We start from the raw sequence: 25942 nt of genomic DNA on the forward strand, positions 1-25942 counted from the left end.
AGAAAACATCGACTGTACGTTGCAAAGCTTCACCATTAACCCAACAAAGTCGTCGCTTCATATTATCTTTAGAGTGATGCACAGGGTCATTCATTGTGCACAACGGTTAATCAAGGGGCAGGCTTTAACGCGAGCCAGTGAGCGATTTGAACGAATGGCTACGCTTTAATGACCTCGATAAACCATTTGGGCTGCATGGCCTCAAAGTCTTGGCGAATATTGGAAGGCAGATAGCTAGCTGAATCCAGTACGAAAGGCTGATCATCCACACGTTTGAACACAACCCAATGCCAGAAATTTACACCCTTTTCTCGATGATGCTTGATGGACAACAACGCCAGATCAGGCAATGCCTCCCAAGATACAAAAGGAACTTCGCTTTTTGATGTTTGAACGCCAGCGCAGGCCAGCAGGCGACGAACATACTGCGTGTCAGACCACAACGCCTCATCTGACGCATGAATATTCATGCCGTTGGCTATGGCCTTCATTTCTGAATATGTTTTGCCGAGAATATTAGCCACCGATGCAATCCCACAACCACTGATTTCTTCTTGTACTACTGGCGCACTCATTGTCAGACCTTAATGAATAGTGCTTGGTTAAAAGGCAGACGCTAGTCCTGCCTACGGGAATGTAGGCGAACTACTTTAACCGCTTATCACGCTACTACAGAAGCACAATTCCAAAGCGGCGAACGGTAAAAGCCAGAAAACCGAAACAACCTACCGTAATGATGCAACAGGCAAACAAGGCAGGCCAAAACCCGATGCGTGGAAGCAATATGGGAAAAATCAAAAACATAGGTAGCGTCGGAAGCACATACCAAAACGTATACCATGCATGGTTTTCTATTTTTGCTGAGGGTTGGTTTTCGACGTACAACCATATCAGTGTTAACACTGTAGCCAATGGCATGGCCGCAACGAATCCGCCGAGCTTGTCACTACGTCTGGCTAGCTCTGAGACAAGCACCACAATACCTGCGGTGATAAGGTACTTCACGATCAGGTAGTACATAGTAAACGCCCGAGAGAGATAACGTTTGGTTAAGAGGCGGGATTTAGCCCGCCCCAGTGAGCCCAGCGAATGGTTTGAACTACTTGTTAGACGGTGCTAATTATAACCTAACTATTTATTAGGGGTAATATTCGAGTATCTCATCGCCGGCATCATCAAATAGACCAGTGGAACGCCAGCCTAGGTGTCGATAAAAGCCATATGACCGCGTTTTCGGATCGGATGAGCATCCGAGGAAAAGTCTTTCAAACCCTAAAGAGTGGAAAGACTCGATCATTTTATTTAATAGTGCTTTGCCAACACCTTTATTTTCATATGCTGGCAATAGTGCCAAGACAACGATTTCTCCAGTTTCGCTGTCACCGAAGCAATAGCCAATAATTTTCCCTTCACTAACACCAACGCAACCAGGCAAGGAGCCATCGCTAATTCCTGTTTTCCAGCTCTCTAAAGTAATACCGAGCTCTTCCAATTGTTCGACAGAGAAAGCATTTTCTCTCGTCTTTCCTCTCAAAGCGATGCATTCGGCCGTATCGTCAGGCGTTGCTATCCTGTATGCAACTTTCACTAGGAACTCCATATTTAATTATTGGTTGTAGATCTAACGTAGAGCTTTGCGGAAATTTTGTAGCCGCGAAACGGTGGAGAAACTTTCCGGTAAAAGCGACTGGTTATACGGCTGAGCTATCAAAGAGCTTCCGTCACTTTATAGTGCCTTTGAACATTCGCAGCGGCTTTACCCCAATCGGACGAACTGACGCGCTGCTGGTGCGCTTCAAACGCAACCCGGCCGGTGAATTCTTCATAGACATAAAAAATGTTCGCGACATCCGTGCTCTGGGTAACCTCGAAGCACAAACAGCCTTCCTCATCGCGTGTCAGCTCGATATGGGCAGGCAACTCCGCCATCACCTTTGCGAGGTCAGTGTCGGACACCACGATATAGCCTTCAAGAATGAGCTTAGACATGCCAGGCACCTTAAGCCGTATAACGTTTAGTTAAGGGGCGGGCTTTAGCCCGTCCCAGCGAGCACAGCGAGCGATTTGAACCAATTGTTAGAGAGTAATCCGCCGCTTATTGATCTGGTAACCAAAAGCAGCAGATATAGGGACAAGTATTGAATATTGGACTGTAAGAATTACTGCAAAACCCACCTGATCTAGTTTGCTATAAGATTCGTGAGTTTGTGAACTGGCAAGCGCCATATCAATTAGACTCATTGTCGCACCTGAGATTGCACCAGCATATAAGCCGTTTTTAATTGGATTTTTTGTGCAAAGAAAACCGACAACTACACCTGGAAGAAACCATGATAAAGAGTTTATTGGCTGGCTTGACATTGAGTAAAGCAGACGAATAAAACTTTCTGTTTCGGTATAAAAATATCCGGCTAACGCATCGTGCCATTTCAATAGAATTTCCGATGAGCGCTGTGAAATTACTGCAACTACAACTGATATGAAAATTGCGTGGCTTTCCATGATTCTCTCTAACGTTTTGTTAAGGGGCGGGCTTCAGCCCGTCCCAGTGAGCGGAGCGAACGGTTTGAACCAGTTGTTAGATGTTTAAACTTAATTGCTGGATGGTTCTGTGTTTTGAATGTTGAAAAACGTACTTCCAAACTCTGGATTATATTTTCGGGCTTCTTCTAGTGATACTGCTGGGATTTTAACTGTGGCTTTATGACGGCGACTAAATACATCGGTAATTTCTATTTTGACTTTTACTTGCTGTTTGTCGGATTTGGGGAAGCAACCGCCCCAGCTCTCGGGTTGCTCAAAGTAGACAACGCCATTTGTGGACTGTCCTACTTCGAGAAAGGTTTCTGACTTGGCGGGTGACAGATAATTTTTCTGTGTCAGGAATGGGTAGACTTTTATGCTACCTCCGATTCTTGCCTGAAAATCAGTAATTGCTACTGCTTGGTGCTCAATCCAAAACCAGCCAATGGTATTTTTCAACCAAATAAAACCCCATGGCGTTAGGTTCCAATGATAAGCAATTCTGATTTTGTGAATGCTTGATGGTGCAGCGCCAACATTTGAGATATACAAATATATAGCAATGGCTGTTTGATGTGCATCATATTCGTTGTGCTTGTTTCCAGTTAAATATGTGCAGCTGAACGTTGGGCCGGGAATAGTTTCTATTTTGAATTTTGGCTTCCGACGCAAAGCTGAAAAAATACCGCTAAACCAGCCAAAAATAATGGTGACTATAAAAAGTGCGACAGTGAGAACACCCTGATTCTCATTTGTCCAAGTCGACGCATTTGTGAACAATTCGATTATTGGCATAAATATCTAACGCCAACAACAGCGGGCGGCAAACGCGCTAGCGTTTGACGATCCACTGTTTGTTTTTGTTAGCTGCCTACGGCTGTTTTTCAAAAGCCACCACGCCTTCGGGAATGGTATACCAATCTTGTTTCTCGCTAGTCCAAACATGGATAGTTGGATTTATGATGGTGGGATCTGAAAGCGTTGAAGGCTTTAACATTAGATGTTGAGGATTGCTCGGGTTGTAATGATAAATGTGATTGGCACAGACGGGGCAGAATTTAGCTACACTAGTGTTTCCGCTGTCAGCAACTCTGCTCCATTCGCTCAACTCTCCATTAATTTCAATAGCATCAGAATCTACCATTGCAGTGATGCTGAATGCGCTAGTTGAAAGCTTCTGACATTGCTTGCAGTGGCATGCTGCTACCGCTATCGGCGGCTTATGGAGCTTGTATGTAACACGACCGCATTGACACGAGCCTGAAATTGGATACTTCATTCTGAGATTTCCTCACGTTTTGGTGTAGCTAACGTTTGGTTAAGGGGCGGGCTTTAGCCCGTCCAGAGTGAGCGAAGCGAACGATCTTGAACCACTTGTTAGACGCTGCTTACGAGGACATTAGCTGCGCCTTCAGGTGCGTGACAAGCAATGCAAATTTTGTTGCCATCAGGATCTCTGAAGTATGCGCCGTAATAATTTTCATGATACTCAGGGCGCAAGCCTGGTTTACCCTCGCAAATACCACTGTTGATTAGTGCTGTTTTATGGGCGGCATCAACTATTGCACGGTTATTGGCTTGAAAAGCCACCATGCTGCCGTTGCCACAATTATGCGGTTGTTCGTTGTATGGTTTCCCTATGAGGAAGAGGGGCTGAGTGCCGCCAGCGCTATGCCAGCCGGCCCAAGGCCTACTTCGATCACAGAAACGAGTTTCTAGGCCCAAGCAAGACATTAAAGGGTTATAGAAAACTAAAGCACGCTCAAAGTCAGTGACACCAAAAAATACATGCGAATACATGAGGGCTCCCTTCGGTGGCTGTGCAGCGTCTAACGATTAAGCTAAGGGGCGGGCTTTAGCCCGTCCCAGCGAACGAAGTGAGCGATTTGAGCGTCTTGTTAGCTTTCACCTGCATCAACTATGTGGAGGGCGCGTTCATAAAGCTCGTCGAATGTTATTACTTCAGGCTGGAAGGTATTCCGGCGATATAATTCAAAGGAGCGGAGCTGCTCTTGGTTGATGCCATTCTCACCAAAAAACTGTGAAAGGCTGCCAATGACGACGAAGGATTTTGGATGAAAATTGAATACTTCTTCGGCAGTGGGGAAACCATTCGAGTCTGTTAGTGAGAGTTTTCCAAATATGCTCTCGCCAGCGTAGGAAACAGTTCCCTGAACTTGTGATACAGCGCCACTTAGTTCATCTGAGGGGCTCCAGCAACCGCTACGGTAGGGAGTAGTGCTCAGTAGCGGTGTTTTGTGTGTTTTTATCTCAACGAAACAAAGTGTCGACGCGAGTGCTTTGGTTTTAAGCAGCGCATCAACGCGCTTCCCGCTTTGCGCCACGTGATAGCCACGCACCACCTGCTCCAATTTTTTATCATCTAGACCTGAGGAATACAGGTAACTCAAGCCGTAACCAAATATCCAAGGGTTTTTTTCAAAGAACTGTTGCCAGAGGGATTCATTTTTGCAATTTTTCTTTGCCTTTAGCTCATCGAAATATTCAGAGTCGTCAAGAAGTTTTCTGAAAATTGCAAGTTGTCGCTTACGGTATGCAATTGCAATAACATCTTTCTTGGTAATGGACTGACGTAGAACCTCTGCAAATAGCTCTTCGTTGTCTATAACTAGATTTTTGGCTTGGTTTGACGTAAGTGCAATTTTCCTGAGTTCTTCATCTGTAATGTTGATCGTGCCATTACTCTGAAAGCTTGCGGATTGGATGTTTGCTAAAAATTCGCAAAACTTTCCTATCTCGTCCCCTACGAAGGAAAAGCCGCTGCCATAAGGCATTCCGCTTTCTGAAATAAATTTTTGAACCGTAAGTACAAATATTTTTCTTGTGTCTTCTAAAAATTTGGCGGAAATGTAAGTGGCTGCATCTGGTTTTTCGCGCAAAACAATTTCGTCGCGTTCCTTTGCATAGTCATATCCATTGACAGATGCAAGTACCTTTGAGGCAATTCTTACTCGTCTTTCCTTGTTCCCAAATGCCGGTAGCGATGGGCTGATATAAGTCTTGCCTGGTTTGGGATTCTGGTAGTTGTCCATGGCCACACCGATTTTGTTGTGAGAGCTAACGTTTGGTTAAGGGGCCGGCTTTAGCCGGTCCCAGTGAGCGAAGCGAACGGTTTGAACCACTTGTTAGGCCGGTGGCAGGAAAACCGGGCTCTCACACCGCACAAATAAAACTTTACTGAGATTATTTGGTCGGGTCGATGCTGGAATTACTAAATATTCTTCTTCAATTTCGGCTAAGCGAAAGGAAACCCCGGCTTCGACTTCGGTGAGAACGCTAGACATATTTTCGAGAGCCATCTCGTGGGGTGATGACGCAAAATTTGTGCGAAATTTTAGCAGGCTCAGGGAGGGAATATAGTCGAAAGAGATTGACCGTATATCTGGGCTAATCATGCCGAGCAGGGCTATCTGAAATGCCGCGCGTAGCTCTAGCTCTTCGATGGTTCTCATATAAGGCCTAACGTTTGGTTAAGGGGCGGGCTGTAGCCCGTCCCAGTGAGCGAAGCGAACGATTTGAACCAATTGTTATGCTAGCTGGTGCTGCCAGTGCAAACTACGTAGCTTTTTGCAGTGGCAATTACCTGCTCTTTGGTGGTAAAGGTAGCAGGTGCATTATTGAAGATTCGAGATTCACAAATTTCGCGATAGTTATTGAGTTTACTCATGCAAGTACTAACGCTAGAGCCTCCGCTTTTTTGGAACTCGGCATCATTGCAGAAAAACTCAGCCAGCATGGTTGAGCCAGTTTTTACCTCTTGTAGGGTTACCTCTGTCGTCTCTACTTTTTTGAGTAGAGCCTGATAGCTGTCCACGGTGGTGTTTTCTACTGCATAGTTTGTGTATGCGTAGTAACCGCCGACAGCTAGCATTATGAGGATGATATATTTCATTTTCTTCCTTGAGGTTTGGGTGGATTGGATCTTGTTTCGAGCCTAACGTTTGGTTAAGGGGCGGGCTTTAGCCCGCCCCAGTGAGCGAAGCGAGCGATTTGAACCATTTGTTATAGGGCTTGCCCTTCAAGCGCCATTTTTATGAAGCACTGTAGCAAGTCTTCATTTTCATAAAGTTCTCGATACTCCACGAAAGGCAGATTTCCTTCGTTGTATTGCTTTTCAAAGAAGACTTGTAGGCGCCATGCATCTGGGTCTGCCCTATTAAAATCGAAATCAATTCCGCCTACACCTGCGGTTCGATATATATCCACGCCAACTCCGTGAGTTCGATACATCCAGTTTGTCCCGGGGATTGGGTTATTTCCTCGGTTTTCTGGGTTTAGTATTTCCTCAGCGGATTTCAAATCAAATACACGGATAAGAATTTCCTCGCCCCACTTTCTGTGGGCGTACCACAGCGGTATGAGCTTTCGAACCTTGTCGAGGTTATCCATGTTTGCCCTATAACGTTTGGTTAAGGGGCGGGCTTTAGCCCGTCCAGAGTGAGCGAAGCGAACGATCTTGAACCACTTGTTAGACGCTGCTTACGAGGACATTAGCTGCGCCTTCAGGTGCGTGACAAGCAATGCAAATTTTGTTGCCATCAGGATCTCTGAAGTATGCGCCGTAATAATTTTCATGATACTCAGGGCGCAAGCCTGGTTTACCCTCGCAAATACCACTGTTGATTAGTGCTGTTTTATGGGCGGCATCAACTATTGCACGGTTATTGGCTTGAAAAGCCACCATGCTGCCGTTGCCACAATTATGCGGTTGTTCGTTGTATGGTTTCCCTATGAGGAAGAGGGGCTGAGTGCCGCCAGCGCTATGCCAGCCGGCCCAAGGCCTACTTCGATCACAGAAACGAGTTTCTAGGCCCAAGCAAGACATTAAAGGGTTATAGAAAACTAAAGCACGCTCAAAGTCAGTGACACCAAAAAATACATGCGAATACATGAGGGCTCCCTTCGGTGGCTGTGCAGCGTCTAACGTTTGGCTAAGGGGCGGGCTTTAGCCCGTCCCAGTGAGCGGAGCGAACGACTTGAACCGCTAGTTAGGTGCTCGGGGCACAAGACTTAAACTCGTTGAGGTTTGAAAACAATCCTGAGATTTTTGGCAGATTTCTGATTGATAGAATTTCTAGCTTGAGTTGCTTAGTAATCTCATTACATGGACTTGCTTGTTTCTTGTACGGCCCACCAGGCAAGCACCAATCAAATACATAGAACCCGGCTGCCGCATAGTCTTGCCATATCTGTTTTGTACCATAATTTGGCGTACTTAAACTCTCAGAGAGTGCCGAATGATAGGTGTGATTATCTAGCACCGCAGAGGGGATAAAACCCTCGCCAGCCGTAGCAAAAAGTGCAACTTGACCATTGTCGTCAATCGCGAACCAGTCAAACTCATAACCTTCCAGTTCGTAGTACATGATTGGGCACCTAACGTTTGGTTAAGGGGCGGGCTTTAGCCCGTCCCGGTGAGCGAAGCGAACGATTTGAACCGTTTGTTAGGTGTTGCACCACTCGAATAGAAGTACTGTTTCTTGGTTTTCTAACCAATGTAATAATCTTTTGCTAAAGCTATTTATCGTTGCTGCTTCGCATGCCATGTAGAACGCGCCTTCAGCTTTAAGCGGTGGCGCTAACCTGTTGTTAAACCGCAACTCAAATGCTGAGTGCCCTTGGTTGTTGAGCATCACAGCTGAAAGGTAGAAGTGGCAATAATATTTTGGATCAGCGCCGTATTCTAGGCAGGCCTTATTGCTTTGTATGAAAGGAAATTCGGCTAGTGCTTTGCAAAACTGAATTATCGTTTCTGGATATGCAAAAAAATCTTGCTCGGCTACTTGAGCACCATTAGATGCCTGGATGTCAATTTGCACCATGCCGTTGTCATCAGTCCAGATGTGTTTGACGCGAATATACGGCATTGTTTACACCTAACAGTGATTAGATGGAATTCTTCGTTAAAGCAATAGTAGAGAATTCCGCATAATGCCGCACCACCCAGCACCATCATAATAAAAATACTTATTTATCAGTACCTTAAGCCCACACACCTCACCACCCACCGTACTCGCTTGACTTGTGTATTCCCCTTGCCGCCACTACTGTATATAAAACCAGCAACACCACAGTGGAGTCGACATGGATCGTTCACCCTCCAAGCCTCGCCTGCGAGAGCAGGTCAGCGCAGTGATGCGCGTGCATCACTACAGCATTCGCACCGAGCAATCTTACTGGTACTGGATTCGCTATTTCATCCGTTTCCATCGGTTGCGCCATCCGATGGAGATGGGGGCTGTGGAGGTCAGTGCTTTTCTTACGTGGCTGGCGGTAGATCGCAAGGTGGCTGCCGCGACCCAGAACCTGGCGCTGAACGCGCTGGTGTTTCTTTACAGCAAAGTGCTTGAAGTGCCACTGGGCCAACTAGGTGAGGTGGTGCGCGCCAAACGCTCGACACGCATTCCCTGTGTATTGACGCATGCTGAGGCAACGGCACTGATTGCCCTGCTTGGCCAGCCGTATCAGTTACTGGCCTCACTGATGTACGGTGCCGGTTTGCGCGTGGTGGAGGCTGCTCGCCTGCGTATCAAGGATGTGGATTTTGATCGGCAGGTGATCACCGTACATGACGGCAAGGGCGCCAAGGATCGGACGACCTTGTTACCTTCCTCGCTTATCACGATGCTGCAGGAGCGGCGGGCACGCATGCTCGCGGCTTGGGAGCGACAAGACACTTTTTACCAGGTACCGGTCAGCCTGCCTTTCGCCTTGCACCGCAAATACCCCAATGCGGGGCGCTCACTGGAATGGCAATGGCTGTTTCCTTCCCGAGGTGTGTGCATGGATGAACATGGCAACGTGGTGCGTCATCACATCCACGTCAGCTCGATTCAGAAAGCGGTCAGGCAGGTTGTGCGCCGCTCCGGGCTGCACAAGCCCGCAGGCTGCCATACATTTCGGCATACCTTTGCCACCGAGCTTTTACGCCGGGGCAGCGACATTCGTACCGTGCAGACTTTGCTCGGGCATGCCGATGTGCGAACCACGCAGATTTATACCCATGTATTGGGCCAGGGCTTTGCCGGGGTGGTCAGCCCGCTCGGATGAGCCTTTGCTTGTTCGGCATACCGCTGAGTTGGCAATGCATGGTCGTCACAGCCCTGACTCACATCAGCCAGTCTTTGACGACCATATGGGTTTTTACTTTGTGCACCCCTGGGAAGTTTTCGATCTCGCCACGCACTTGCGCCAGCCGCTCCATGGAGGCGGCTTCGAGGTAGATCAGCATGTCGGTTTCGCCGCTGATGCCAGAGCAGCGGCGCACTTCCGGGAATACGCGCATGCGCTCGACGTATTGTTCGCAGCGCCCGCCCGTATAGAACAGCTCCAGATAGGCCTGCACCACGATGTGGGTGGGCTCGGCAATGCGGGCGTGGTAACCCTGAATCACGCCGCCCGCTTCCAGTTGGCGGATGCGCTCGCTCACGGCGGTGCGTGACAGGTTGACCTGTCGGGCGACCTCGGTGACGGTCAGGCGCGCATCGGCGCGTAGCAAAGCGATGATGCCTTGGTCGAACTTATCCACTCGCGCTCTCTGCACCAATCTGCATAACAGGATGACGGGCATTGCCGCCGTTTCGTCGGTCGTCGCCGACGCTTCGCCAGCAGCGATCGAGGCCGCGCGGCTTTACCATAACTGCCTGGCGAATCAGCGCACCACAACTGGACGCAGCCGCCACTTCAGGACGAGCGAGAGCATACAACATGAGTCGATTGAACAAGGAATTGGGGCTGCTGCAAGGGATCGGCCTGCTGTCGACATCACTGCTCGGCACCGGAGTTTTCGTGATCCCCGCGTTGGCCGCCACGGCAGCCGGCGAAGTTTCCCTGTGGGCCTGGCTGCTGCTGATCGTGCTGATTCTGCCGATGGCATTCACCTTCGCCCAGCTCGGCCGCCACTATCCCCATGCAGGCGGTGCGCCGCACTTGATTGGCCGTGCGTTCGGCGCGCGCATGGAGCGCTTGAGCGCGTTTCTGTTCCTGGCAGTTTTACCCGTGGGCTTACCGGCCGCGCTGAACATTGCCAGTGGGTTCTGGCACGCGCTGTTCGCGCTCAGCGACCTGGCGGTTCTGGCCATTCAACTGGTCACCCTGGGCATCATCCTGCTGCTCGGCCAACGCCCGGCGCGTACCTCGGGTAGCGTGCAGATCGCTATCGCACTGGCCATCGTCGCCACCATCGCACTGATCTGGTGGAAAGCAGACTTGCCCCACACAGAACAACCGTTGCTGCCGCCACTGACGGGCAATTGGCAACTGATGCCAGTGGCGTTGGGCGTGATGTTCTGGTGCTTCGTCGGCATCGAGGCCTTCACCCATCTGGGTGAGGAGTTCAAGAACCCGCAACGCGACTTTCCCTTGGCACTGTTGCTCGGCGTGGTACTTGCCGGCCTGGTGTACTGGGCTTGCTCGGTGGCGGTGCTGAGTTTGCATGCCTACGGCGATGCCCGCACTGACGCCGCGTCCATGCCGCGCATGCTCGCTATGCTGTTCGGTGACCAGGCTCGCTGGCTCAGCGCGAGCATCGGCTACCTGGCGTGTTTCGCTTCCATGAACGTGTATATCCAGGGCTTCGCGCGGCTGATCTGGAGCCTGGCCGACGAAGGCAAGCTGCCGCGCCTGCTGGCTGCCCGTAATACCAATGGTGTGCCGGCCAGGGCGCTGCTGCTGGTGGTGCTCAGTTGCGCACTGAGCACCACGGTGATCTGGAGCCTGGGGCTGCCGCTGGATCAACTGATCCGCTATGCCAATGGCAACTTCATCGTCATCTACCTGCTCAGCATGGCCGCCGGCTGGATACTGCTCAAAGGCCTGTGGCGCTGGCTGGCCGGTATCAGCGCCTTACTCTGCGGCGGCATCCTGCTGATGCTCGGCATCGATGCGCTGTATGCCATTGGCCTGCTGGGTGTGCTGATGCTGCTCGATCGCAGGCGTCACGCGCGCCGTACCGGCATGCCGATGGCCGAAAGTGGCTCCCAGGGGTGACTGACAGCGCGGTAGGGTTCTATCCTTGAGCGGATTCGTCGAAAGGAAGCGCCATGCCACGTGTACTCAACGACCTGAAAATCATGCTGCTGGCCAATTTCTGGCTTATTCCGGTACTCGCGGCACTGGTCGCGGCACTCTTCTACTTCGTGGCGCCGCCGCCGCCCATGCACGCCAGCATGGCGACGGGCAGCGCCAGCGGTGGCTACCATGCCTTCGGCGAGAAACTGCGTGACGAACTGGCGAGGGAGGGGTTTACCCTCGCGCTGATCAACAGTGAAGGCTCGCGGGACAATCTCGACAAACTGCGCAGCAACGAGGTGCAACTGGCGCTGGTGCAGAGCGGCCAAGAGCTGACCCTAACAATGCCCGAGCGTGACGCGCTGCTCGGCCTCGGCGTGATGTACCAAGAGCCATTGTGGCTGTTCGTGCGCAACGCACAGAGCAGCGCCCACTTTAAGGATCTGCTCGGCCAGCGAGTCGCCATCGGCACACCCGGCAGTGGCTCAGGCGCAGTGATTTATGCGCTGCTAGAGGCCAATCGCATCACACCCGATCAGTATCCCGAACAATGGCAGGCCATCGGTGGCAACCGCGCTGCCGATGCACTGATCGCCGGCGAACTGGATGCCGGTTTCTTTCTCGGCCCGGCGGAGAACGCACTGATCCAGCGCCTGGCCAGCGACCCCAATCTGCACCTGATCGGCCTCGGCCGCAGCGCTGCTTATAAGGCACGCCTGCCCTACCTGAGCCGTCTGGAGGTGGGCGAAGGCCTGCTCGACCTGCCCAGCAATACCCCCGACCGCGATATCGTCACCCTGGGCCCTGCCGCCACCCTACTGGCCAATGGCGAGTTCCACGCGTCGCTGACCCCGCTGATTCTCGCCGCCGCTCGCGAAGTGCTGAAGGATGGCAACCTGCTCGACGCCCCTGATCAATACCCGGCGGCGCCACCACGCACCCTGAAGACGCTCGACGAAGCCGAGTATTTCTATAAGAACGGCCTGCCGATCTTGCAGCGCTACCTGCCGTTTCGCATCGCCTCTCTGGCCGACCGGTACATCATCCTTGCCATTCCGCTGCTGGTCTTGCTGTTTCCGCTCATCAAGGCCATCGGCCCGCTATACCGCTGGCGCATCCGAGCGCGCATCTACCGCTGGTACAAACACCTGCGTGAAATAGACCGGCAACTGCACGACGGCACCCTGCCTGCCGATCTCAACCAGGAAATTCAGCGCTTGGAGAACCTGGAGGCGGAAATGGACAAGATTGATGTGCCCCTCTCCTACTCCAGCGAACTGTACGAACTGCACATGCACCTGCGTTATGTCATCGAACGTCTGCAGGCATTACGGCAGTCACGGGCGACCGCTGCGGCAACAGTCGGGTAAACTTTGCATCACTTCGACCGCCTTGCAGCGGCCCCATTGCGTTAACGCCTGAAGAGATCCTCCATGCCGATCCGTCACTGTATCGTCCACCTGATCGACAAGAAGCCTGATGGCAGCCCTGCCGTGCTGCACGCCCGCGACAGCGAGTTGGGCGCCTCCCAGGCCATCGAGAACATGCTGGCCGACCTCAACGAAAGCTATAACGCCAAGCAGGGCAAAGCCTGGGGCTTTTTCCATGAAGAGTCCGGCGCTTACCCGTTCAGTGGCTGGCTGAAAACCTACCTCGATGAAGGTCAGGATTTCACCGCGTTCAGCCGCCAGGCCGTAGAGCATCTGCAGAAGCTGATGGAAGAATCCAACCTGTCCACCGGCGGCCATGTGCTATTCGCTCACTACCAGCAAGGCATGACCGACTACCTGGCCATCGCCCTGCTGCACCACAACGACGGCGTGGCAGTGAACGACGCGCTGGACGTGACCGCCGCCAAGCACCTGGATCTGAGCCAATTGCACCTGGCCGCACGGATCAACATCTCCGAATGGCGCAACAACGCCAACTCCAAGCAGTACATCTCCTTTATCAAGGGCAAGAACGGCAAGAAGGTCTCGGAATACTTCCGTGACTTCATCGGCTGCCAGGAGGGCGTCGACGGCCCTGGCGAAACCCGCACACTGCTCAAGGCGTTCAGCGATTTCGTCGAAAGCGAAGACCTGCCCGAAGAACAGGCCCGCGAGAAGACCAAGACACTGGTCGGCTATGCCTCCAGCCAGGCCAAGATGGGCGAGCCGATCACCCTGACTGAATTGTCAGGGCTGATCGACGAAGAGCGCCCCAAAGCGTTCTACGACCATATCCGCAACAAGGACTACGGCCTGTCACCTGAAATCCCAGCCGATAAGCGTACGCTGAGCCAGTTCCAGCGCTTCACCGGGCGCGCCGAAGGTCTGTCGATCAGCTTCGAAGCCCATCTGCTCGGCTCGAAAGTCGAATACGACGAAACGCAAGGCACCCTGATCATCCGCAACCTGCCGACCCAGCTGACCGACCAGTTGAAACGTCGCAAGGACTGAGCGACTGCATTAGCCGACCTGACAAAACAAAGGACTGCGCGATGAAAAGGATTTTGCTGATTCTCGCGGTACTGGCGACCTGGCAACAGTGGGATCGCATCGAGCCCATGCTGTTTGGCAACAGCCAGCAGGTCGCCGGCCAGGGTGAGGTGATTCTCTACGCCACCAGTTGGTGCGGCTACTGCGCCAAGACCCGGGAGTTTCTCGGCGAGCGCGGTATCGCCTATACCGAGTTGGATATCGAAGAGTCCCCCGAAGCCCGCCGCGCCTACGATGCCTTGGGCGGCCGCGGCGTGCCGGTGCTCAAGGTCAACGACACGGTGATCCACGGCTACAACCCGCAGGGGATTTTGGCGGCGTACTGAGCCCAAGTGACGGGTAAGCATTCAAAATGATTTCTTCTGTAAGGCCGCTCTCGGCATTAGCAGCCTCTATCGTCAACCTCCTCCTTAAGCAGCGCTTCGTCGAGCCCTATTGAAACTACCTGCATACCTTTCACAAATTCCAGGTTTGAAGCCTTCAATAGGAACAAAGTTGGGAACTACTACCTTCAGATTGGCAAACGCCTCGTGACACTGAAGCTGGTGGAGAATCCCGACCTTTGTCGATCGTCACGCAGCGGCCTGCACCCGCAGTTGCCAGGCCAGAGGTGTCATGCCTTCAGCCTTCATGAATACCCGACAGAAGTGCGATTGATCGTAGAACCCACACTCTACTGCAATCTCTATGAGGAGCATCGACGAGTTCTCTAGCAGTTCTTTGCTCCGATAGACGCGCTGTTGACGCAGCCATTCTTGAGGAGCCAAACCGGTGCTCTTTTTGAATTTTCGAGTGAAGTGACTGCGCGATATTGCGCATGCGTCAGCGAGCGTGGATACCGCAATACCAGCCTCTAAGTTGTCCAGCATCATCTGCTTGGCGAGCCTTTCCTGCCACGGTTTGAGCGGCCCAGCCGAAATGCAGGCGACGTTGGAGAGCACAGTGCACTTATCCCTGTTCATGGCGATACCTGTGTGAAGAGCAAATACGTAAAGACGTTGAATGAGGTCAGCGCTGAATACAGAGCGAGAAGTGAACGAAGATCGGTGTCTACCGCCTGGCGCTAACTCACAACAGGCAACTCGTTCTTCGTACTCCCCGCCGACGACTCATCAGCCGGTGCAACGCTACCGTGATGGCGTCGGCAGGGCGGACGACCCGGCGCAGCCGAAGCAGGCAGGTCAGACCCACGTGGTGGAGGCCAAGGCTGGCTCAGCGAGTTGCGGCAACCGGTGCCAGGGTCGGGCCGTGTTCGACGCGCTCAGGCGCGTTGTGCACCATGGTGTAGGCGTAGTCGACACCCATGCCGTAGGCGCCGGAGTGTTCCTTGACCAGATTCATGACCGCGTCATAGGTCTCACGGTTCTTCCAGTCACGCTGCCACTCCAGCAGCACTTGCTGCCATGTCACCGGTACAACGCCGGCCTGAATCATGCGCTGCATGGCGTAATCATGAGCTTCCTTCGTAGTGCCACCGGAGGCATCTGCCACCATGTAGATCTCATAATCGGCATCGTGCATGGCAGACAACGCGAAGGTGGTGTTGCACACCTCAGTCCACAGCCCGGAAACGATGATTTTTTTGCGACCGTTGCCCTTCAACGCGTCGCGCACCTTCTGGTCGTCCCAGGAGTTCATCGAGGTACGCTCTAGCAGCGGCGCATCAGGGAACACTGCAAGCAGTTCGGGGTACGTGTGACCGGAGAAACTTTCGGTCTCCACTGATGTGATGGTGGTGGGTACGTTGAAAATCTTCGCTGCCTTTGCCAGAGCCACGGTGTTGTTCTTCAACGTCTGCCGGTCGATGCTCTGCACACCAAAGGCCATCTGGGGCTGCTGGTCGATGAAAATCAGTTGGCTGTTCAGAGGCGTCAGAACTTCAGTCTTGGAATTGTTCATTGCGATTACCTTCCGGTGGAGTGAGGGTCTTTTCACGATTCCCGGCAGGGGTACTGATGTGTGTTCTGCCAGGGGGCATGCCGTGCTGTTCAAAGCAGCTGCAGCCCGAGTTCGAGTAAAAATCTAACCGAAAGATCGCGAAGCCTCTCGCGCATTATTGCGCTACCGATAGTGCAAAAATGCGCCATAAAGAATGCATCGATGCTGCTAGCCTTTGCCTCGTAATAACTCGCGAAGTCGCACTCCAGCGGCCCGTCACGTGCAAGGAGAATGCAATGGCAGCTTCACAACCGTTCAACGAGCAAACCGCTTACTGGGGCGTTTCATGGGAGGAAAGCTATGGCTATCCACAGGCAAGAAAGGTGGGGAACGAGATCTATATCTCAGGCCAGTTCAATCACGATGAAGACGGCAACCTGGTAGCCCCGGCGCCGCTGGATAGTAATGGCCGACCCAGCGATTTCTCATCGATGGGCGAACAGATGCGTACGTCTTACGAAAACATCGCCAAGCTGCTCGCGCTCTACGGCGCCACACTTGAAGATGTCGTTGAAGAAACGCTGTATGTATTGGACATGGACGCGGCATTCGCCGTCGTTGGTAATGTTCGCAAGGCCGCCTTTGGTACTGAACGTCCGCAGTGCGCGAGCAACATCATTGGTGTATCAAGACTGGCACAGCGCGCGCAGTTGATTGAAATCGTCTGCAAGGCCGTCACTGGCGCGCGGCAGGCGTGAGCAATACTCCCGGTCGAGCTACTCGACCGGGAGAGGCCGCTGCCCCTCGATCAGCGGTTTTAGTTCTGCGACGGCAGCGCCGCAAAAGGTCATGAATGCTTTCACTCGCGACGACTTGCGAATGTCCTGGTGAGTGAGCAGCCACAGCTCGTCCTGGAGTTCAGTCACTACAGGGCCGACGCGCACCAGACCGGGCGTGATATCGCCCAGCATGCAAGGCAGATACCCGAAACCCAGTCCCGCCACGATCGCAGCGCTTGCCGCCGCGACCGAGTCGGTGCGATACGAGATGCAGTGAGCGAGCACTCTGCTTTCCACGTAGCCTGTTGCCTTGAGCCCGCATAAGCCTCCGGAGTAAGACACCCAGGCTTGATCGTCAGCGAAAGGGTCAGACGTTGGCGAGTTTTTAACGCTGCCGTATGACGCCCAGGCGATGGTGGCGAGCTTGCGACCTACCAGGCTTTCGGACGGTTTCTTGGTCGCTCGTACCGCGATATCCGACTCATCACGAGCAAGGCTCAACGTCTGGTTGCCGACCAACACTTCGATCGCTATGCCCCCGTTGAGCGCCTTGAAGTCCGCGATGATGGGCGTTAGGAAATACAGCAGCAATGAGTCACTGGTAGTGATCCTGAGCTTGCCCAGTGGCCCCTCGCCTGCGCGTGATACGCGCCGTGCGACGCTGACGATATCCAGCTCGACGCGCTCGCCTAGTGCGCGCAACTCTTCGCCCTCAGCGGTGAGCATGTATCCCGAACGACGATGATCAAACAGAGCGACCCCAAGCGTTTTCTCGACTTGGGCCACTCGGCGCGACACGGTAGATACGTTGATACTCAGCTTCTTGGCCGTATCAGTGCGATTGCCACACTCGCTGAGCGTTTTGATGATGCGCAAATCGTCCCACGACAACTGACTCACAGCGCTGCTTAGATCCCACTTAGCGCCCGCCTGCAGAGCCGAGCCCGATGGAGCACTTTTAGGTAACGATTTCACGCCGGAAGACTCCAGTATCGGGGTGTCGATCATACGAAAAGCCGCAGGGGGAGCCAAGGCGATGCTGGTATGGGCCCGAGCATGATGACGACCTGAGGCGCCTTGAGGCCTTAGCGACCAGCTTTTCGCCCGGAGAACTACTTCTGACTTATCAGCAACGATCTCTGTGCCATGCAGAACGGCGCCACCCAGCATGATGACCATTGAGCCAAGCCTTATAGACGACTGGTCTAATTGCTGATAGGCTATTTTCACTATGAAGAAACCCGCTAACGAAATGCGCGAGCACATCCTTACTGTTGCCAGGGCGCTGATGACTCACAAAGGCTACACCGCAGTGGGCCTCAACGAAGTGTTGAGTACCGCAGGTGTGCCCAAGGGGTCGTTTTACTACTACTTCAAATCGAAGGAAGAATTCGGGCAGGCATTGCTAGACGAGTATTTCGATGAGTATCTGGCGCGTATAGCCCCGATTCTCAATCAACAGGCCAATGGAGCAGAGAGCCTTCTGGGTTACTTCCAGTACTGGATCGAAACCCAGCATGACGACTCGCTCTACAACAAATGCCTGGTGGTGAAACTGGGTGCGGAAGTTTGCGACCTCTCCGAGGTCATGCGTCAGGTGCTGGATAAAGGTACCGGCAGAATCGTCAAGCTGATTGCCGGGAGCATCGAGCGCGGTATCAGTGATGGCAGCGTCGTTACCACGGACAGCGTTGCGCTAGCCGAGGCCCTTTATCAGATGTGGCTCGGCGCCTCTCTGATGGCCAAAGTAAACCGCTCTACTCGGCCCTTCGAATCAGCACTAACCATGACGAAAAGCCTGCTCGGGTGAGCGGCTTTTTTTTACCTGAAAACTAGACGACTGGTCTACTAAATAGGATTTCACATGACTGACAATACCACTCGTACCGACCTGTTCGAGCCCACCCGCATGGGCGCCATCGAGCTCTCCAACCGCATCGTCATGGCCCCGATCACTCGCAGCCGCTATGCGGAAGACGGTATCCCCAACGAACTGCACGCCACCTACTACGCACAACGCGCTTCGGCTGGCCTGATCATCGCAGAGGCCACGAACATTTCCGCGCAAGGGCGTGGCTATGCCGCTACGCCAGGAATCTGGAGCGAGGAGCAAACCGCTGGCTGGAAGAAAGTGACCGACGCCGTGCATGCCGAGGGGGGCAAAATCGTGCTGCAGCTCTGGCACGTCGGCCGCTTCTCCAGCGTCGCGCTACAGCCTGATGGTCAGGCACCCGTTGCACCCTCGGCGATCAAAGCCGAAGGCGATACCTACACCACCGAGGGGTTCGTGCCAGTGTCCATGCCCCGCGCGCTGGAAACCGGCGAGATCCCCGGGATTATCGAGCAGTACCGCGTCGCAGCCAGCAACGCCAAGCGTGCCGGCTTCGACGGTGTGGAAGTTCATTCGGCCAACAGCTACCTGCTCGACCAGTTCCTGCGCGACTCAACCAACCAGCGCACCGACCAGTACGGCGGCTCTATCGAGAACCGGGCACGCCTGACCCTGGAGGTCACCCGCGCAGTGATCGAGATTTGGGGCAGCGAACGTGTCGGCATCCGCCTTTCCCCCGTGACGCCCGACGCCGGTAATACGCCGCCGGATAGCAACGTAATGGCCCTGTTCGGCTACCTGGTGCCTGAGCTCAATTCACTCAACCTGGCCTACCTGCATTTCGTCGAAGGCGCTACGGCGACCAGTCGCGACGTGCCTGAAGGTGTCGATATGGATGCCTTGAGCGGTCTGTTCGCGGGCCCTTACATCGGCAACAACAACTACGACCTGGACATGGCCATCGAACGCCGCGCCGAGAACAAGATCGACGCCGTCGCATTTGGCCGCCCGTTCATCGCCAACCCGGACCTGGTAAAGCGCCTGCGCAGCGGTGCAGAACTGACCATCGCGCCACGCGAGAGCTACTACGGCGGCGGAGCCAAGGGCTACACCGACTGGCCGGCTGGTAACTACTGAGAGGCGTCCGGCGCCACGCAGCCGGAGCCGTCCATGGCGAGTGCACGGCCATTCGCCACCACTCACGCGCTCGCTGTCGCGGGCGCAGGTATGAAGGGTCGATACATGAATTATCTGGATCAGAAAGTCGTGGTCATTACCGGCGCGTCGTCCGGTCTCGGCGCCGCCGCTGCAAGTGCGCTGGCCGCTTACAACGTGCGCATCGTCGCCGCCTCCATCGACGGTCCGGCGCTTGATTCCTTCGTCGCGGAGCTACGCGCCAACGGCGTTGAGGCGGTCGGCAAGGTAACTGACGTGACCAGCCTCGACGACGCCCATGCCCTGGCGCAATTCGCCAAGGACACATACGGCTCTATCGACATCCTGATCAATAACGCAGGCCTGATGCTGTTCTCCAACTGGGCCGACATCGCCGTCAACGACTGGAACAAGATGATCGACGTCAACATCAAGGGCTATCTCAACATGATCGCTGCGGTACTGCCGCAGATGCTGGCGCAGAAGTCGGGCCACGTACTCAACATGGCCTCCGTCGCGGGTCATCAGGTCGGTGAAGCTGCCGGGGTGTACAGCGCCAGCAAGTTCTTCGTGCAGGCCATGACCGAGTCGATGCGCAAGGAGCTGGGCGTCAAGCATGGCATTCGTGTGGGCACTATCAGCCCTGGCGTGATCGACACCGGCTGGGCAGACAAGGTTGAAGATCCCTCGGGGCGCAAGGCCGCCAAGGAACTCAACAAGATCGCCATCTCCCCTGACGACATCGGCAAAGCAGTGGTTTACGCACTCAACCAGCCGGCCAACGTAACCGTGAACGACCTGATTATCTCGCCAACCCGGCAGGACTGGTGAGGGTTCAAGACGTATTGCGCTGACGCCACGAAGAGGCGGTTTCTCGCACGCGAAGGCCTCACTGGCGTATTCACCAACTCCCAAGAAAGGACGACACCATGAACAAGCCCACCTACGTATATGAATACCAAGCCATTGTCGAAGTACTGAACCAGTACAACGAAGGCGGTAAGCAAGCCAAGAGCAGCATCATGAAACCTGCCTTCAGTGAGCAGGCAACCATCTTCGGCGTCGATGCCGACGGCAAGTTGGCTGGCGGCCCGATTCAGGGTCTGTTCGACACGATCGACAACCCGCCTTTCCGCCCCTCTCCTGAGGCTAAGGGAGTAATCGTCAATATCGATATCGTCGGCACTGCTGCCAGCGCCCGTATCGATACCAACGACATCTCGGGCTTCTGCTTCACCGACTTCTTCAACCTGCTGAAAGTCGAGGGCAGATGGATGGTCGTCAGCAAGATCTACCACACCCACGTCGCACCGTAATTTGTAGCCCGTGTAGGCACGCTCTCTTTGACCTGGAGAAAAGCTATGAGCAAGAACATCAAGGCCGTTGCCACCGGTGAGTACGATGCCGTGATCGCCGTGGCTCAGAAGTACGTCGATGGCCTGCGGGTCGGTAGCGCTGCACGCGTGGCAGAGGCTTTCCACAAGGATGCGGTGATGTACGGTTTCACCAACGGTGAACTCTTGGGTGGCCCGATTGCCAACCTATTCGACTTCATCGAAAAGAACGGCAAAGCCCCCGACATCAGCACCCGCCTGGATGTGCTGGCGATCACCCCGACCACCGCCGTCGTGCGCGTAGATATGGAGAACGATGCCATTGGTGCCGACTACAACGATTACCTGACGCTGATCCGCATCGACGGTGCGTGGAAGGTCATCGCCAAGGTCTATCACCAGTTCGAAGGCTGATTTCTCTGACCAGACGCTGGCCCCGGCAGAGCGGATCGAACTGCCGAGCCGGGGCCTTCACGACCGTGTGTCGCTCGAACCCCACCCCATGAAAGGAGACGAAGATGAGCCAGGTATTCATAGTCGGCGGCGCCGGCAAGATTGGCCGCCGCCTGTCCCAGCAACTGAGCAGGAACGGTCATCGGGCACTGGCCTTGTACCGCAACCCGGAACAGACCGAGGAGCTGAAGTCGCTCGGAGCGACCCCGGTACCGGGCAGCCTGCTGGAGCTGGATGTGGATGCGCTCGCAGCGCTCATGGCTGGCAGCGATGTGGTGGTGTTCAGCGCTGGCGCAGGCGGCAAGGGCGGCCCACAGATGACCAACGCCATCGACGGCCAGGGCCTGGAACTGGCGGTCGCGGCAGCGCGCAAGGCAGGTGTCCCGCGTTTCCTGCTGGTTTCCGCATTCCCCGAAGCCTCTCGCGGCAAGCAAGTATCGGAGACCTTCGAAAACTACATGGCGGTCAAGAAGCTGGCCGACGTGCATCTGGCCGAAAGCGATCTGGACTGGGTCATCCTGCGCCCCGGCACCCTGCTCGACACTGCGGGTACTGGCAAGGTGCGCACCGGCTTGGCGATCCCCTATGACGAAGTGTCACGCGACGACGTGGCTGCCACGCTGTTGGAGATCATCCTTCGCCCTACCGTAAGCAGAGTGATCATCGAACTGACCCAGGGAGACACGCCGATCGGCGAGTCCGTTCAACAGTTGGCGCGACCATAAGCGGCCAAGCCACAGCGGCTTTGAGGTCATGGCCGTAGCTCGCGGCCCGTTCCAGGGCCGCACTATCTGTGCTCGGTGGCCAACGGCTGTTGGCCACCGCCCTGCCCTCGGCGACCCAGTCAGGGACGGCTTAACTCGGCGATGAAAACACGGGCGCTGCTCGACGCAGCCCAGCCCGGCGCCCAGGTCGTGCCCGCAGAACGCGGCCCGGCCTTTATCAATCCCATTCTCAGCAGTTATGCAGGCCACAGCTTGCAGGAGCCCAGCAATGCCTTCAGTCCACTACAACGCACTGATCGACAGCAGCGCCAAACCGGTATGGAACCTGCTCAAGCAATTCGGTGGCATCAGCCAATGGCACCCGGCCATTTCCGAGAGTTCGATCGAGGACAACCAGCCAGACGGCGTGGTTGGCTGTATCCGCCGCCTTACCCTGGAAAACGGCGCCATTCTGCGCGAGCGACTGCTGGCGGTGGATGACAGTCAACTGAGTTTTTCCTACCGCTTCGAGCAAGCACCTTTACCGGTGGACAACTACGTGATGACCGTGAAACTGATCCCCATTTGCGGGCAGGAGCAGAGCTTGATCCAGTGGTTCGCGCGCTTCGATAACCGCGAACCCGATCCTCAGGGCCAGCAGTGCGATGTCATCCGTGACCTGATCATCGGCGGGCACGACAGCTTGCAGGCCTATCTGCGCCCCTGATCAGAACCGGGTGATTTGGTCTGCCCTCGCCATCATGCTCAAGCGGGCGAGCATTGCCGCAACGTACTGAACACGCACTCAGTGAGCACGCCCGCCGACACCATCGCTGTCGTGTCGCCACTGCCGTGGGCTGACGCCGAACCAGCGGCGGAAGGCGCGTGAGAAAGCACTGACTTCCGAGTAACCGAGCAGCGGTGCCAGGTTGGAGATGGGGAGCTGGTGCTGGCGTAGGTAGTGAGTGGCCAGCTCGCAGCGCAGCTTGTCCACCATCGTCGAAAAGCTCAGGCCCTGCTCGCGCAGCCGACGCTGCAGTGACCAACTGCTCATACCGAGCTGTTCGGCAGCCAATTCCAATACAGGCTCGCCCGTCAGCAACTGCTGGCGAATCTGCTCGCGAACGTCATCGGCAATATCCCGCTCTCCTCGCCCGCTCAGGTTGCTGAGCTGGCTGAGCGAGTCCTGCATGACCAGCAGCAACACCGGGTCGCTCTGCGGCATGGCGCGATCCAGGCCGCGTTTGGGAATGACCAGCGAGTTGAATGGCTGCTCGAAGTACACCGGCGCATCGAAGACTTTGCAGTGCTCATGCCAGTGCTCGGGTCGCGGGTGCTCGAAATGCACGGCCCGCGGCGCCCACTGATGGCCGAGTACGTGACGCACCAGATTGAGCACCATGCCCAGGGTCAACTCGGCGTCCTGACGGCGGCAGAGAATGGCGCCATGGCGCACCTGATAGTCGAAGCGGTAGCACTCTCCTTCATCCACCAGGCGAATCAGGCTATTGCGCTGATGCAGGGGGAAGGCACGGGAGAAATTGATTAGCGCCTGCTCGACCGTCGCGGAACAAAGCCCGATATAGCCAAGCAAGCCCAGCGCCTGAGGCTTGAACTGCTGCCCGTAGTAAAGGCCGAAATTGTCGCAGCCGGATTGCCGCGAGGCCTCCTCCAACACCTGACAGTAATTGGGCAAGGCCAGGCTTAGCGTCGGGTGGCGCAGCGACTCAGGGTCGATACCGGAGACGCCAAGAATGCGATCCGCATCGCCACCGTGCTTTGCGATAAAGCCGCACAGGCCGCTGGCTGCAGCCGCCAATACACCGTTATTGGCTTGTCCGCCTGCCAGCAACGACAAACCGGGGGACTGATCGAACTGGGCGATAACGGGGCTCATCAGTGTTTCCTTCGTGACAATTTATGTCTGGAAGCAAGAAGCACGCCGGCCCTTACTCAACAGCCGGGATGCCCGCTGACTAGACCTCTGCCACCGGTCGGTGAAAAAACGTCGATTGGAGAGAGCCCCAAAACGAGTCATTCGGAAACACCTGCACCAAAACGAGGCTCACCATTTGACCCATCACGACACGCTCCCGACGGTTCACGAAATTTGACTTTGCAGAACAGCCAGGCTCGCCTAGCGTCAAGTCGGCCACATGAATTCGTCTCATAGTTCAAGCGCGCTTCGGTTGCACTAGCGACCCGCCCCCTTACAACTACAAGAAACCGTCCTTGGGAGAACTGTCATGATCTACGCCAAACCCGGTACTGCAGGCGCAGTCATCACCCTCAAACCGCGCTACGGCAACTACATCGGTGGCGAATTCGTCGCCCCGGTCGGTGGCCAGTACTTCACCAACACCAGCCCGGTGGATGCCTCGGTGATCGGTGAATTCCCCCGTTCCGACGCCAAGGACATCGACAAGGCCCTGGACGCTGCCCATGCCGCCGCCGATGCCTGGGGCAAAACCTCGGTGCAGGATCGCGCGCTGGTTCTGCTGAAGATCGCCGACCGTATCGAAGCCAACCTCGAACTGCTCGCCGTGGCGGAAACCTGGGACAACGGCAAGGCCGTGCGCGAGACTCTCAACGCCGACGTGCCGCTAGCCGCCGACCACTTCCGTTATTTCGCCGGCTGCATCCGCGCTCAGGAAGGCAGCGCAGCGGAGATCAACGAACACACTGCTTCCTATCACTTCCACGAACCGCTGGGCGTGGTCGGGCAGATCATCCCCTGGAATTTCCCGCTGCTGATGGCCGCCTGGAAGCTCGCGCCAGCCCTGGCGGCCGGCAACTGCGTGGTACTCAAGCCTGCCGAGCAGACGCCGCTGTCGATCACTCTGTTCGCCGAAGTGGTCGGCGATCTGCTGCCGCCGGGCGTGCTCAACATCGTTCAGGGTTATGGTCGTGAAGCCGGCGAAGCGCTGGCCACCAGCACGCGCATCGCCAAGATCGCCTTCACCGGCTCCACGCCGGTTGGTTCGCACATCATGAAATGCGCCGCCGCCAACATCATCCCGAGCACCGTGGAGCTGGGCGGCAAGTCGCCGAACGTGTTCTTCGAAGACATCATGCAGGCCGAGCCGACGTTCATCGAGAAAGCCGCTGAAGGCCTGGTGCTGGCCTTCTTCAACCAGGGCGAGGTGTGTACCTGTCCGTCCCGCGCGCTGGTGCAGGAGTCGATTTTCGAGCCGTTCATGGTCGAGGTGATGAAGAAGATCAAGGTCATCAAGCGCGGCAACCCGCTGGATACCGAAACCATGGTCGGCGCCCAGGCGTCGCAGCAGCAGTACGACAAGATCCTCAGCTACCTGGAGATCGCCCAGCAGGAAGGTGCCGAGCTGCTCACCGGCGGTGCCACCGAGAAGCTCGAGGGTGACCTGGCGGGCGGTTATTACATCCAGCCGACCCTGCTCAAGGGCACCAACAAGATGCGCGTGTTCCAGGAAGAGATCTTCGGCCCGGTGGTCGGCGTGACCACCTTCAAGGACGAAGCCGAGGCCCTGGCCATCGCCAACGACACCGAGTTCGGCCTGGGCGCCGGCGTGTGGACGCGCGACATCAACCGCGCCTACCGCATGGGCCGTGGCATCAAGGCCGGCCGCGTATGGACCAACTGCTACCACCTGTACCCGGCGCACGCTGCCTTTGGCGGCTACAAAAAGTCCGGGGTCGGGCGTGAAACCCACAAAATGATGCTCGACCACTACCAGCAGACCAAGAACCTGCTGATCAGCTACGACATCAATCCGCTGGGCTTCTTCTGATCTGCCGA

General features: G+C 55.2%; 34 protein-coding genes. 14 read left to right on the top strand and 20 right to left on the bottom strand.

Annotated elements, in window-relative coordinates; genetic code table 11:
- Positions 1 to 158: 158 nt before the first annotated feature.
- The 15 genes from ACZ0AI_RS11450 to ACZ0AI_RS11520 all read right to left on the bottom strand — a co-directional run bounded on the left by ACZ0AI_RS11450 (position 159) and on the right by ACZ0AI_RS11520 (position 8411).
- On the bottom strand, positions 159 to 575 hold the full coding sequence (locus ACZ0AI_RS11450; RefSeq protein WP_463565851.1) for a hypothetical protein: 417 nt from the start codon (positions 573 to 575) through the stop codon (positions 159 to 161).
- 94 nt (positions 576 to 669) lie between these two features.
- Positions 670 to 1020: a DUF3147 family protein gene (locus ACZ0AI_RS11455; protein ID WP_463565852.1), complete on the bottom strand. Its 351-nt coding sequence runs from the start codon at positions 1018 to 1020 to the stop codon at positions 670 to 672.
- 118 nt (positions 1021 to 1138) lie between these two features.
- Positions 1139 to 1588 (bottom strand): GNAT family N-acetyltransferase, encoded by a 450-nt coding sequence (locus ACZ0AI_RS11460; RefSeq protein ID WP_463565853.1) that lies wholly within the window; start codon positions 1586 to 1588, stop codon positions 1139 to 1141.
- Between the two features lie 119 nt (positions 1589 to 1707).
- Positions 1708 to 1989, bottom strand: coding sequence for a putative quinol monooxygenase (locus ACZ0AI_RS11465; protein WP_463565854.1), 282 nt, complete (start codon positions 1987 to 1989; stop codon positions 1708 to 1710).
- 87 nt (positions 1990 to 2076) lie between these two features.
- Positions 2077 to 2502: a hypothetical protein gene (locus ACZ0AI_RS11470; protein WP_463565855.1), complete on the bottom strand. Its 426-nt coding sequence runs from the start codon at positions 2500 to 2502 to the stop codon at positions 2077 to 2079.
- A 90-nt stretch (positions 2503 to 2592) separates the two neighbouring features.
- Positions 2593 to 3318 (bottom strand): hypothetical protein, encoded by a 726-nt coding sequence (locus ACZ0AI_RS11475; RefSeq protein WP_463565856.1) that lies wholly within the window; start codon positions 3316 to 3318, stop codon positions 2593 to 2595.
- A gap of 76 nt (positions 3319 to 3394) precedes the next feature.
- Positions 3395 to 3802 carry a GFA family protein gene (locus ACZ0AI_RS11480; RefSeq protein WP_463565857.1) on the bottom strand — a complete coding sequence of 136 codons (408 nt, stop codon included), beginning with the start codon at positions 3800 to 3802 and terminating at the stop codon, positions 3395 to 3397.
- A 98-nt stretch (positions 3803 to 3900) separates the two neighbouring features.
- Entirely contained in the window at positions 3901 to 4323 is a 423-nt protein-coding gene (locus ACZ0AI_RS11485) for a VOC family protein (protein WP_463565858.1), read from the bottom strand.
- A 98-nt stretch (positions 4324 to 4421) separates the two neighbouring features.
- Complete coding sequence (locus ACZ0AI_RS11490) at positions 4422 to 5576, bottom strand: Shedu immune nuclease family protein (RefSeq protein WP_463565859.1); 1155 nt, start codon at positions 5574 to 5576, stop codon at positions 4422 to 4424.
- 93 nt (positions 5577 to 5669) lie between these two features.
- Positions 5670 to 5996, bottom strand: coding sequence for a hypothetical protein (locus ACZ0AI_RS11495; RefSeq protein ID WP_463565860.1), 327 nt, complete (start codon positions 5994 to 5996; stop codon positions 5670 to 5672).
- An 80-nt stretch (positions 5997 to 6076) separates the two neighbouring features.
- The gene (locus ACZ0AI_RS11500) at positions 6077 to 6436 is read right to left on the bottom strand and encodes a hypothetical protein (protein ID WP_463565861.1); all 360 of its coding nucleotides are present in this window, start codon (positions 6434 to 6436) and stop codon (positions 6077 to 6079) included.
- 110 nt (positions 6437 to 6546) lie between these two features.
- Positions 6547 to 6933, bottom strand: coding sequence for a DUF6896 domain-containing protein (locus ACZ0AI_RS11505; protein ID WP_463565862.1), 387 nt, complete (start codon positions 6931 to 6933; stop codon positions 6547 to 6549).
- A 79-nt stretch (positions 6934 to 7012) separates the two neighbouring features.
- Positions 7013 to 7435 carry a VOC family protein gene (locus ACZ0AI_RS11510; RefSeq protein WP_463565858.1) on the bottom strand — a complete coding sequence of 141 codons (423 nt, stop codon included), beginning with the start codon at positions 7433 to 7435 and terminating at the stop codon, positions 7013 to 7015.
- 97 nt (positions 7436 to 7532) lie between these two features.
- The gene (locus tag ACZ0AI_RS11515; protein ID WP_463565863.1) at positions 7533 to 7910 is read right to left on the bottom strand and encodes a hypothetical protein; all 378 of its coding nucleotides are present in this window, start codon (positions 7908 to 7910) and stop codon (positions 7533 to 7535) included.
- A 78-nt stretch (positions 7911 to 7988) separates the two neighbouring features.
- Positions 7989 to 8411 (bottom strand): hypothetical protein, encoded by a 423-nt coding sequence (locus ACZ0AI_RS11520; RefSeq protein ID WP_463565864.1) that lies wholly within the window; start codon positions 8409 to 8411, stop codon positions 7989 to 7991.
- 217 nt (positions 8412 to 8628) lie between these two features.
- Here ACZ0AI_RS11520 and ACZ0AI_RS11525 point away from each other — a divergent pair, with 217 nt between their 5' ends.
- A complete protein-coding gene (locus ACZ0AI_RS11525; protein ID WP_463565865.1) occupies positions 8629 to 9594 on the top strand; it encodes an integron integrase in 966 nt (321 codons plus the stop codon).
- 58 nt (positions 9595 to 9652) lie between these two features.
- On the opposite strand, the gene ACZ0AI_RS11530 is transcribed toward ACZ0AI_RS11525, so the two are convergent.
- Entirely contained in the window at positions 9653 to 10072 is a 420-nt protein-coding gene (locus ACZ0AI_RS11530) for an Lrp/AsnC family transcriptional regulator (protein WP_463565866.1), read from the bottom strand.
- 179 nt (positions 10073 to 10251) lie between these two features.
- Here ACZ0AI_RS11530 and yjeH point away from each other — a divergent pair, with 179 nt between their 5' ends.
- The 4 genes from yjeH to ACZ0AI_RS11550 all read left to right on the top strand — a co-directional run bounded on the left by yjeH (position 10252) and on the right by ACZ0AI_RS11550 (position 14359).
- The gene (yjeH, locus tag ACZ0AI_RS11535; RefSeq protein ID WP_463565867.1) at positions 10252 to 11532 is read left to right on the top strand and encodes an L-methionine/branched-chain amino acid transporter; all 1281 of its coding nucleotides are present in this window, start codon (positions 10252 to 10254) and stop codon (positions 11530 to 11532) included.
- Positions 11533 to 11585: 53 nt separating this feature from the next.
- The gene (locus ACZ0AI_RS11540) at positions 11586 to 12923 is read left to right on the top strand and encodes a TAXI family TRAP transporter solute-binding subunit (RefSeq protein WP_463565868.1); all 1338 of its coding nucleotides are present in this window, start codon (positions 11586 to 11588) and stop codon (positions 12921 to 12923) included.
- A 63-nt stretch (positions 12924 to 12986) separates the two neighbouring features.
- The gene (gene yejK, locus ACZ0AI_RS11545) at positions 12987 to 13994 is read left to right on the top strand and encodes a nucleoid-associated protein YejK (protein ID WP_463565869.1); all 1008 of its coding nucleotides are present in this window, start codon (positions 12987 to 12989) and stop codon (positions 13992 to 13994) included.
- Positions 13995 to 14035: 41 nt separating this feature from the next.
- Positions 14036 to 14359, top strand: a complete 324-nt coding sequence (locus tag ACZ0AI_RS11550; protein WP_463565870.1) for a glutaredoxin family protein — start codon at positions 14036 to 14038, stop codon at positions 14357 to 14359.
- A gap of 246 nt (positions 14360 to 14605) precedes the next feature.
- Here the strand turns inward: ACZ0AI_RS11550 and ACZ0AI_RS11555 are convergent, their stop codons facing one another.
- Both ACZ0AI_RS11555 and ACZ0AI_RS11560 read right to left on the bottom strand, forming a co-directional pair.
- The gene (locus ACZ0AI_RS11555; protein ID WP_463565871.1) at positions 14606 to 14995 is read right to left on the bottom strand and encodes a helix-turn-helix domain-containing protein; all 390 of its coding nucleotides are present in this window, start codon (positions 14993 to 14995) and stop codon (positions 14606 to 14608) included.
- Between the two features lie 250 nt (positions 14996 to 15245).
- Positions 15246 to 15932, bottom strand: coding sequence for a hydrolase (locus ACZ0AI_RS11560; RefSeq protein ID WP_463565872.1), 687 nt, complete (start codon positions 15930 to 15932; stop codon positions 15246 to 15248).
- A 275-nt stretch (positions 15933 to 16207) separates the two neighbouring features.
- Here ACZ0AI_RS11560 and ACZ0AI_RS11565 point away from each other — a divergent pair, with 275 nt between their 5' ends.
- Entirely contained in the window at positions 16208 to 16669 is a 462-nt protein-coding gene (locus ACZ0AI_RS11565; RefSeq protein ID WP_463565873.1) for a Rid family hydrolase, read from the top strand.
- Between the two features lie 18 nt (positions 16670 to 16687).
- Here the strand turns inward: ACZ0AI_RS11565 and ACZ0AI_RS11570 are convergent, their stop codons facing one another.
- Entirely contained in the window at positions 16688 to 17698 is a 1011-nt protein-coding gene (locus tag ACZ0AI_RS11570; RefSeq protein ID WP_463566105.1) for a LysR family transcriptional regulator, read from the bottom strand.
- 223 nt (positions 17699 to 17921) lie between these two features.
- Between ACZ0AI_RS11570 and ACZ0AI_RS11575 the strand changes: the two genes are divergently transcribed.
- The 7 genes from ACZ0AI_RS11575 to ACZ0AI_RS11605 all read left to right on the top strand — a co-directional run bounded on the left by ACZ0AI_RS11575 (position 17922) and on the right by ACZ0AI_RS11605 (position 22894).
- A complete protein-coding gene (locus ACZ0AI_RS11575; protein ID WP_092367979.1) occupies positions 17922 to 18500 on the top strand; it encodes a TetR/AcrR family transcriptional regulator in 579 nt (192 codons plus the stop codon).
- A gap of 54 nt (positions 18501 to 18554) precedes the next feature.
- A complete protein-coding gene (locus ACZ0AI_RS11580) occupies positions 18555 to 19658 on the top strand; it encodes an alkene reductase (RefSeq protein ID WP_463565874.1) in 1104 nt (367 codons plus the stop codon).
- 105 nt (positions 19659 to 19763) lie between these two features.
- Positions 19764 to 20507: an SDR family oxidoreductase gene (locus tag ACZ0AI_RS11585; RefSeq protein ID WP_463565875.1), complete on the top strand. Its 744-nt coding sequence runs from the start codon at positions 19764 to 19766 to the stop codon at positions 20505 to 20507.
- Between the two features lie 98 nt (positions 20508 to 20605).
- Entirely contained in the window at positions 20606 to 20992 is a 387-nt protein-coding gene (locus ACZ0AI_RS11590; protein WP_463565876.1) for a nuclear transport factor 2 family protein, read from the top strand.
- Positions 20993 to 21037: 45 nt separating this feature from the next.
- Entirely contained in the window at positions 21038 to 21424 is a 387-nt protein-coding gene (locus tag ACZ0AI_RS11595; protein WP_463565877.1) for a nuclear transport factor 2 family protein, read from the top strand.
- 104 nt (positions 21425 to 21528) lie between these two features.
- Complete coding sequence (locus ACZ0AI_RS11600; protein WP_463565878.1) at positions 21529 to 22188, top strand: NAD(P)-binding oxidoreductase; 660 nt, start codon at positions 21529 to 21531, stop codon at positions 22186 to 22188.
- Positions 22189 to 22456: 268 nt separating this feature from the next.
- Positions 22457 to 22894: an SRPBCC family protein gene (locus ACZ0AI_RS11605; protein ID WP_463565879.1), complete on the top strand. Its 438-nt coding sequence runs from the start codon at positions 22457 to 22459 to the stop codon at positions 22892 to 22894.
- Positions 22895 to 22972: 78 nt separating this feature from the next.
- On the opposite strand, the gene qhpR is transcribed toward ACZ0AI_RS11605, so the two are convergent.
- Complete coding sequence (qhpR, locus tag ACZ0AI_RS11610) at positions 22973 to 24064, bottom strand: AraC-like transcriptional regulator QhpR (RefSeq protein WP_463565880.1); 1092 nt, start codon at positions 24062 to 24064, stop codon at positions 22973 to 22975.
- Between the two features lie 349 nt (positions 24065 to 24413).
- Between qhpR and exaC the strand changes: the two genes are divergently transcribed.
- Positions 24414 to 25934, top strand: coding sequence for an acetaldehyde dehydrogenase ExaC (exaC, locus tag ACZ0AI_RS11615; protein ID WP_463565881.1), 1521 nt, complete (start codon positions 24414 to 24416; stop codon positions 25932 to 25934).
- Positions 25935 to 25942 lie beyond the last annotated feature (8 nt).

The sequence above is a fragment of the Pseudomonas sp. AC355 genome (genome assembly GCF_979258205.1).

Coding starts and splice junctions, on each gene's coding strand:
- ACZ0AI_RS11450 (WP_463565851.1), bottom strand. CDS start 575: ATGAGTGCGCCAGTAGTACAAGAAGAAATCAGTGGTTGTGGGATTGCA.
- ACZ0AI_RS11455 (WP_463565852.1), bottom strand. CDS start 1,020: ATGTACTACCTGATCGTGAAGTACCTTATCACCGCAGGTATTGTGGTG.
- ACZ0AI_RS11465 (WP_463565854.1), bottom strand. CDS start 1,989: ATGTCTAAGCTCATTCTTGAAGGCTATATCGTGGTGTCCGACACTGAC.
- ACZ0AI_RS11470 (WP_463565855.1), bottom strand. CDS start 2,502: ATGGAAAGCCACGCAATTTTCATATCAGTTGTAGTTGCAGTAATTTCA.
- ACZ0AI_RS11475 (WP_463565856.1), bottom strand. CDS start 3,318: ATGCCAATAATCGAATTGTTCACAAATGCGTCGACTTGGACAAATGAG.
- ACZ0AI_RS11480 (WP_463565857.1), bottom strand. CDS start 3,802: ATGAAGTATCCAATTTCAGGCTCGTGTCAATGCGGTCGTGTTACATAC.
- ACZ0AI_RS11485 (WP_463565858.1), bottom strand. CDS start 4,323: ATGTATTCGCATGTATTTTTTGGTGTCACTGACTTTGAGCGTGCTTTA.
- ACZ0AI_RS11490 (WP_463565859.1), bottom strand. CDS start 5,576: ATGGACAACTACCAGAATCCCAAACCAGGCAAGACTTATATCAGCCCA.
- ACZ0AI_RS11495 (WP_463565860.1), bottom strand. CDS start 5,996: ATGAGAACCATCGAAGAGCTAGAGCTACGCGCGGCATTTCAGATAGCC.
- ACZ0AI_RS11500 (WP_463565861.1), bottom strand. CDS start 6,436: ATGAAATATATCATCCTCATAATGCTAGCTGTCGGCGGTTACTACGCA.
- ACZ0AI_RS11505 (WP_463565862.1), bottom strand. CDS start 6,933: ATGGATAACCTCGACAAGGTTCGAAAGCTCATACCGCTGTGGTACGCC.
- ACZ0AI_RS11510 (WP_463565858.1), bottom strand. CDS start 7,435: ATGTATTCGCATGTATTTTTTGGTGTCACTGACTTTGAGCGTGCTTTA.
- ACZ0AI_RS11515 (WP_463565863.1), bottom strand. CDS start 7,910: ATGTACTACGAACTGGAAGGTTATGAGTTTGACTGGTTCGCGATTGAC.
- ACZ0AI_RS11520 (WP_463565864.1), bottom strand. CDS start 8,411: ATGCCGTATATTCGCGTCAAACACATCTGGACTGATGACAACGGCATG.
- ACZ0AI_RS11525 (WP_463565865.1), top strand. CDS start 8,629: ATGGATCGTTCACCCTCCAAGCCTCGCCTGCGAGAGCAGGTCAGCGCA.
- yjeH (WP_463565867.1), top strand. CDS start 10,252: ATGAGTCGATTGAACAAGGAATTGGGGCTGCTGCAAGGGATCGGCCTG.
- ACZ0AI_RS11540 (WP_463565868.1), top strand. CDS start 11,586: ATGCCACGTGTACTCAACGACCTGAAAATCATGCTGCTGGCCAATTTC.
- yejK (WP_463565869.1), top strand. CDS start 12,987: ATGCCGATCCGTCACTGTATCGTCCACCTGATCGACAAGAAGCCTGAT.
- ACZ0AI_RS11550 (WP_463565870.1), top strand. CDS start 14,036: ATGAAAAGGATTTTGCTGATTCTCGCGGTACTGGCGACCTGGCAACAG.
- ACZ0AI_RS11555 (WP_463565871.1), bottom strand. CDS start 14,995: ATGAACAGGGATAAGTGCACTGTGCTCTCCAACGTCGCCTGCATTTCG.
- ACZ0AI_RS11560 (WP_463565872.1), bottom strand. CDS start 15,932: ATGAACAATTCCAAGACTGAAGTTCTGACGCCTCTGAACAGCCAACTG.
- ACZ0AI_RS11565 (WP_463565873.1), top strand. CDS start 16,208: ATGGCAGCTTCACAACCGTTCAACGAGCAAACCGCTTACTGGGGCGTT.
- ACZ0AI_RS11570 (WP_463566105.1), bottom strand. CDS start 17,698: ATGATCGACACCCCGATACTGGAGTCTTCCGGCGTGAAATCGTTACCT.
- ACZ0AI_RS11575 (WP_092367979.1), top strand. CDS start 17,922: ATGAAGAAACCCGCTAACGAAATGCGCGAGCACATCCTTACTGTTGCC.
- ACZ0AI_RS11580 (WP_463565874.1), top strand. CDS start 18,555: ATGACTGACAATACCACTCGTACCGACCTGTTCGAGCCCACCCGCATG.
- ACZ0AI_RS11585 (WP_463565875.1), top strand. CDS start 19,764: ATGAATTATCTGGATCAGAAAGTCGTGGTCATTACCGGCGCGTCGTCC.
- ACZ0AI_RS11590 (WP_463565876.1), top strand. CDS start 20,606: ATGAACAAGCCCACCTACGTATATGAATACCAAGCCATTGTCGAAGTA.
- ACZ0AI_RS11595 (WP_463565877.1), top strand. CDS start 21,038: ATGAGCAAGAACATCAAGGCCGTTGCCACCGGTGAGTACGATGCCGTG.
- ACZ0AI_RS11600 (WP_463565878.1), top strand. CDS start 21,529: ATGAGCCAGGTATTCATAGTCGGCGGCGCCGGCAAGATTGGCCGCCGC.
- ACZ0AI_RS11605 (WP_463565879.1), top strand. CDS start 22,457: ATGCCTTCAGTCCACTACAACGCACTGATCGACAGCAGCGCCAAACCG.
- qhpR (WP_463565880.1), bottom strand. CDS start 24,064: ATGAGCCCCGTTATCGCCCAGTTCGATCAGTCCCCCGGTTTGTCGTTG.
- exaC (WP_463565881.1), top strand. CDS start 24,414: ATGATCTACGCCAAACCCGGTACTGCAGGCGCAGTCATCACCCTCAAA.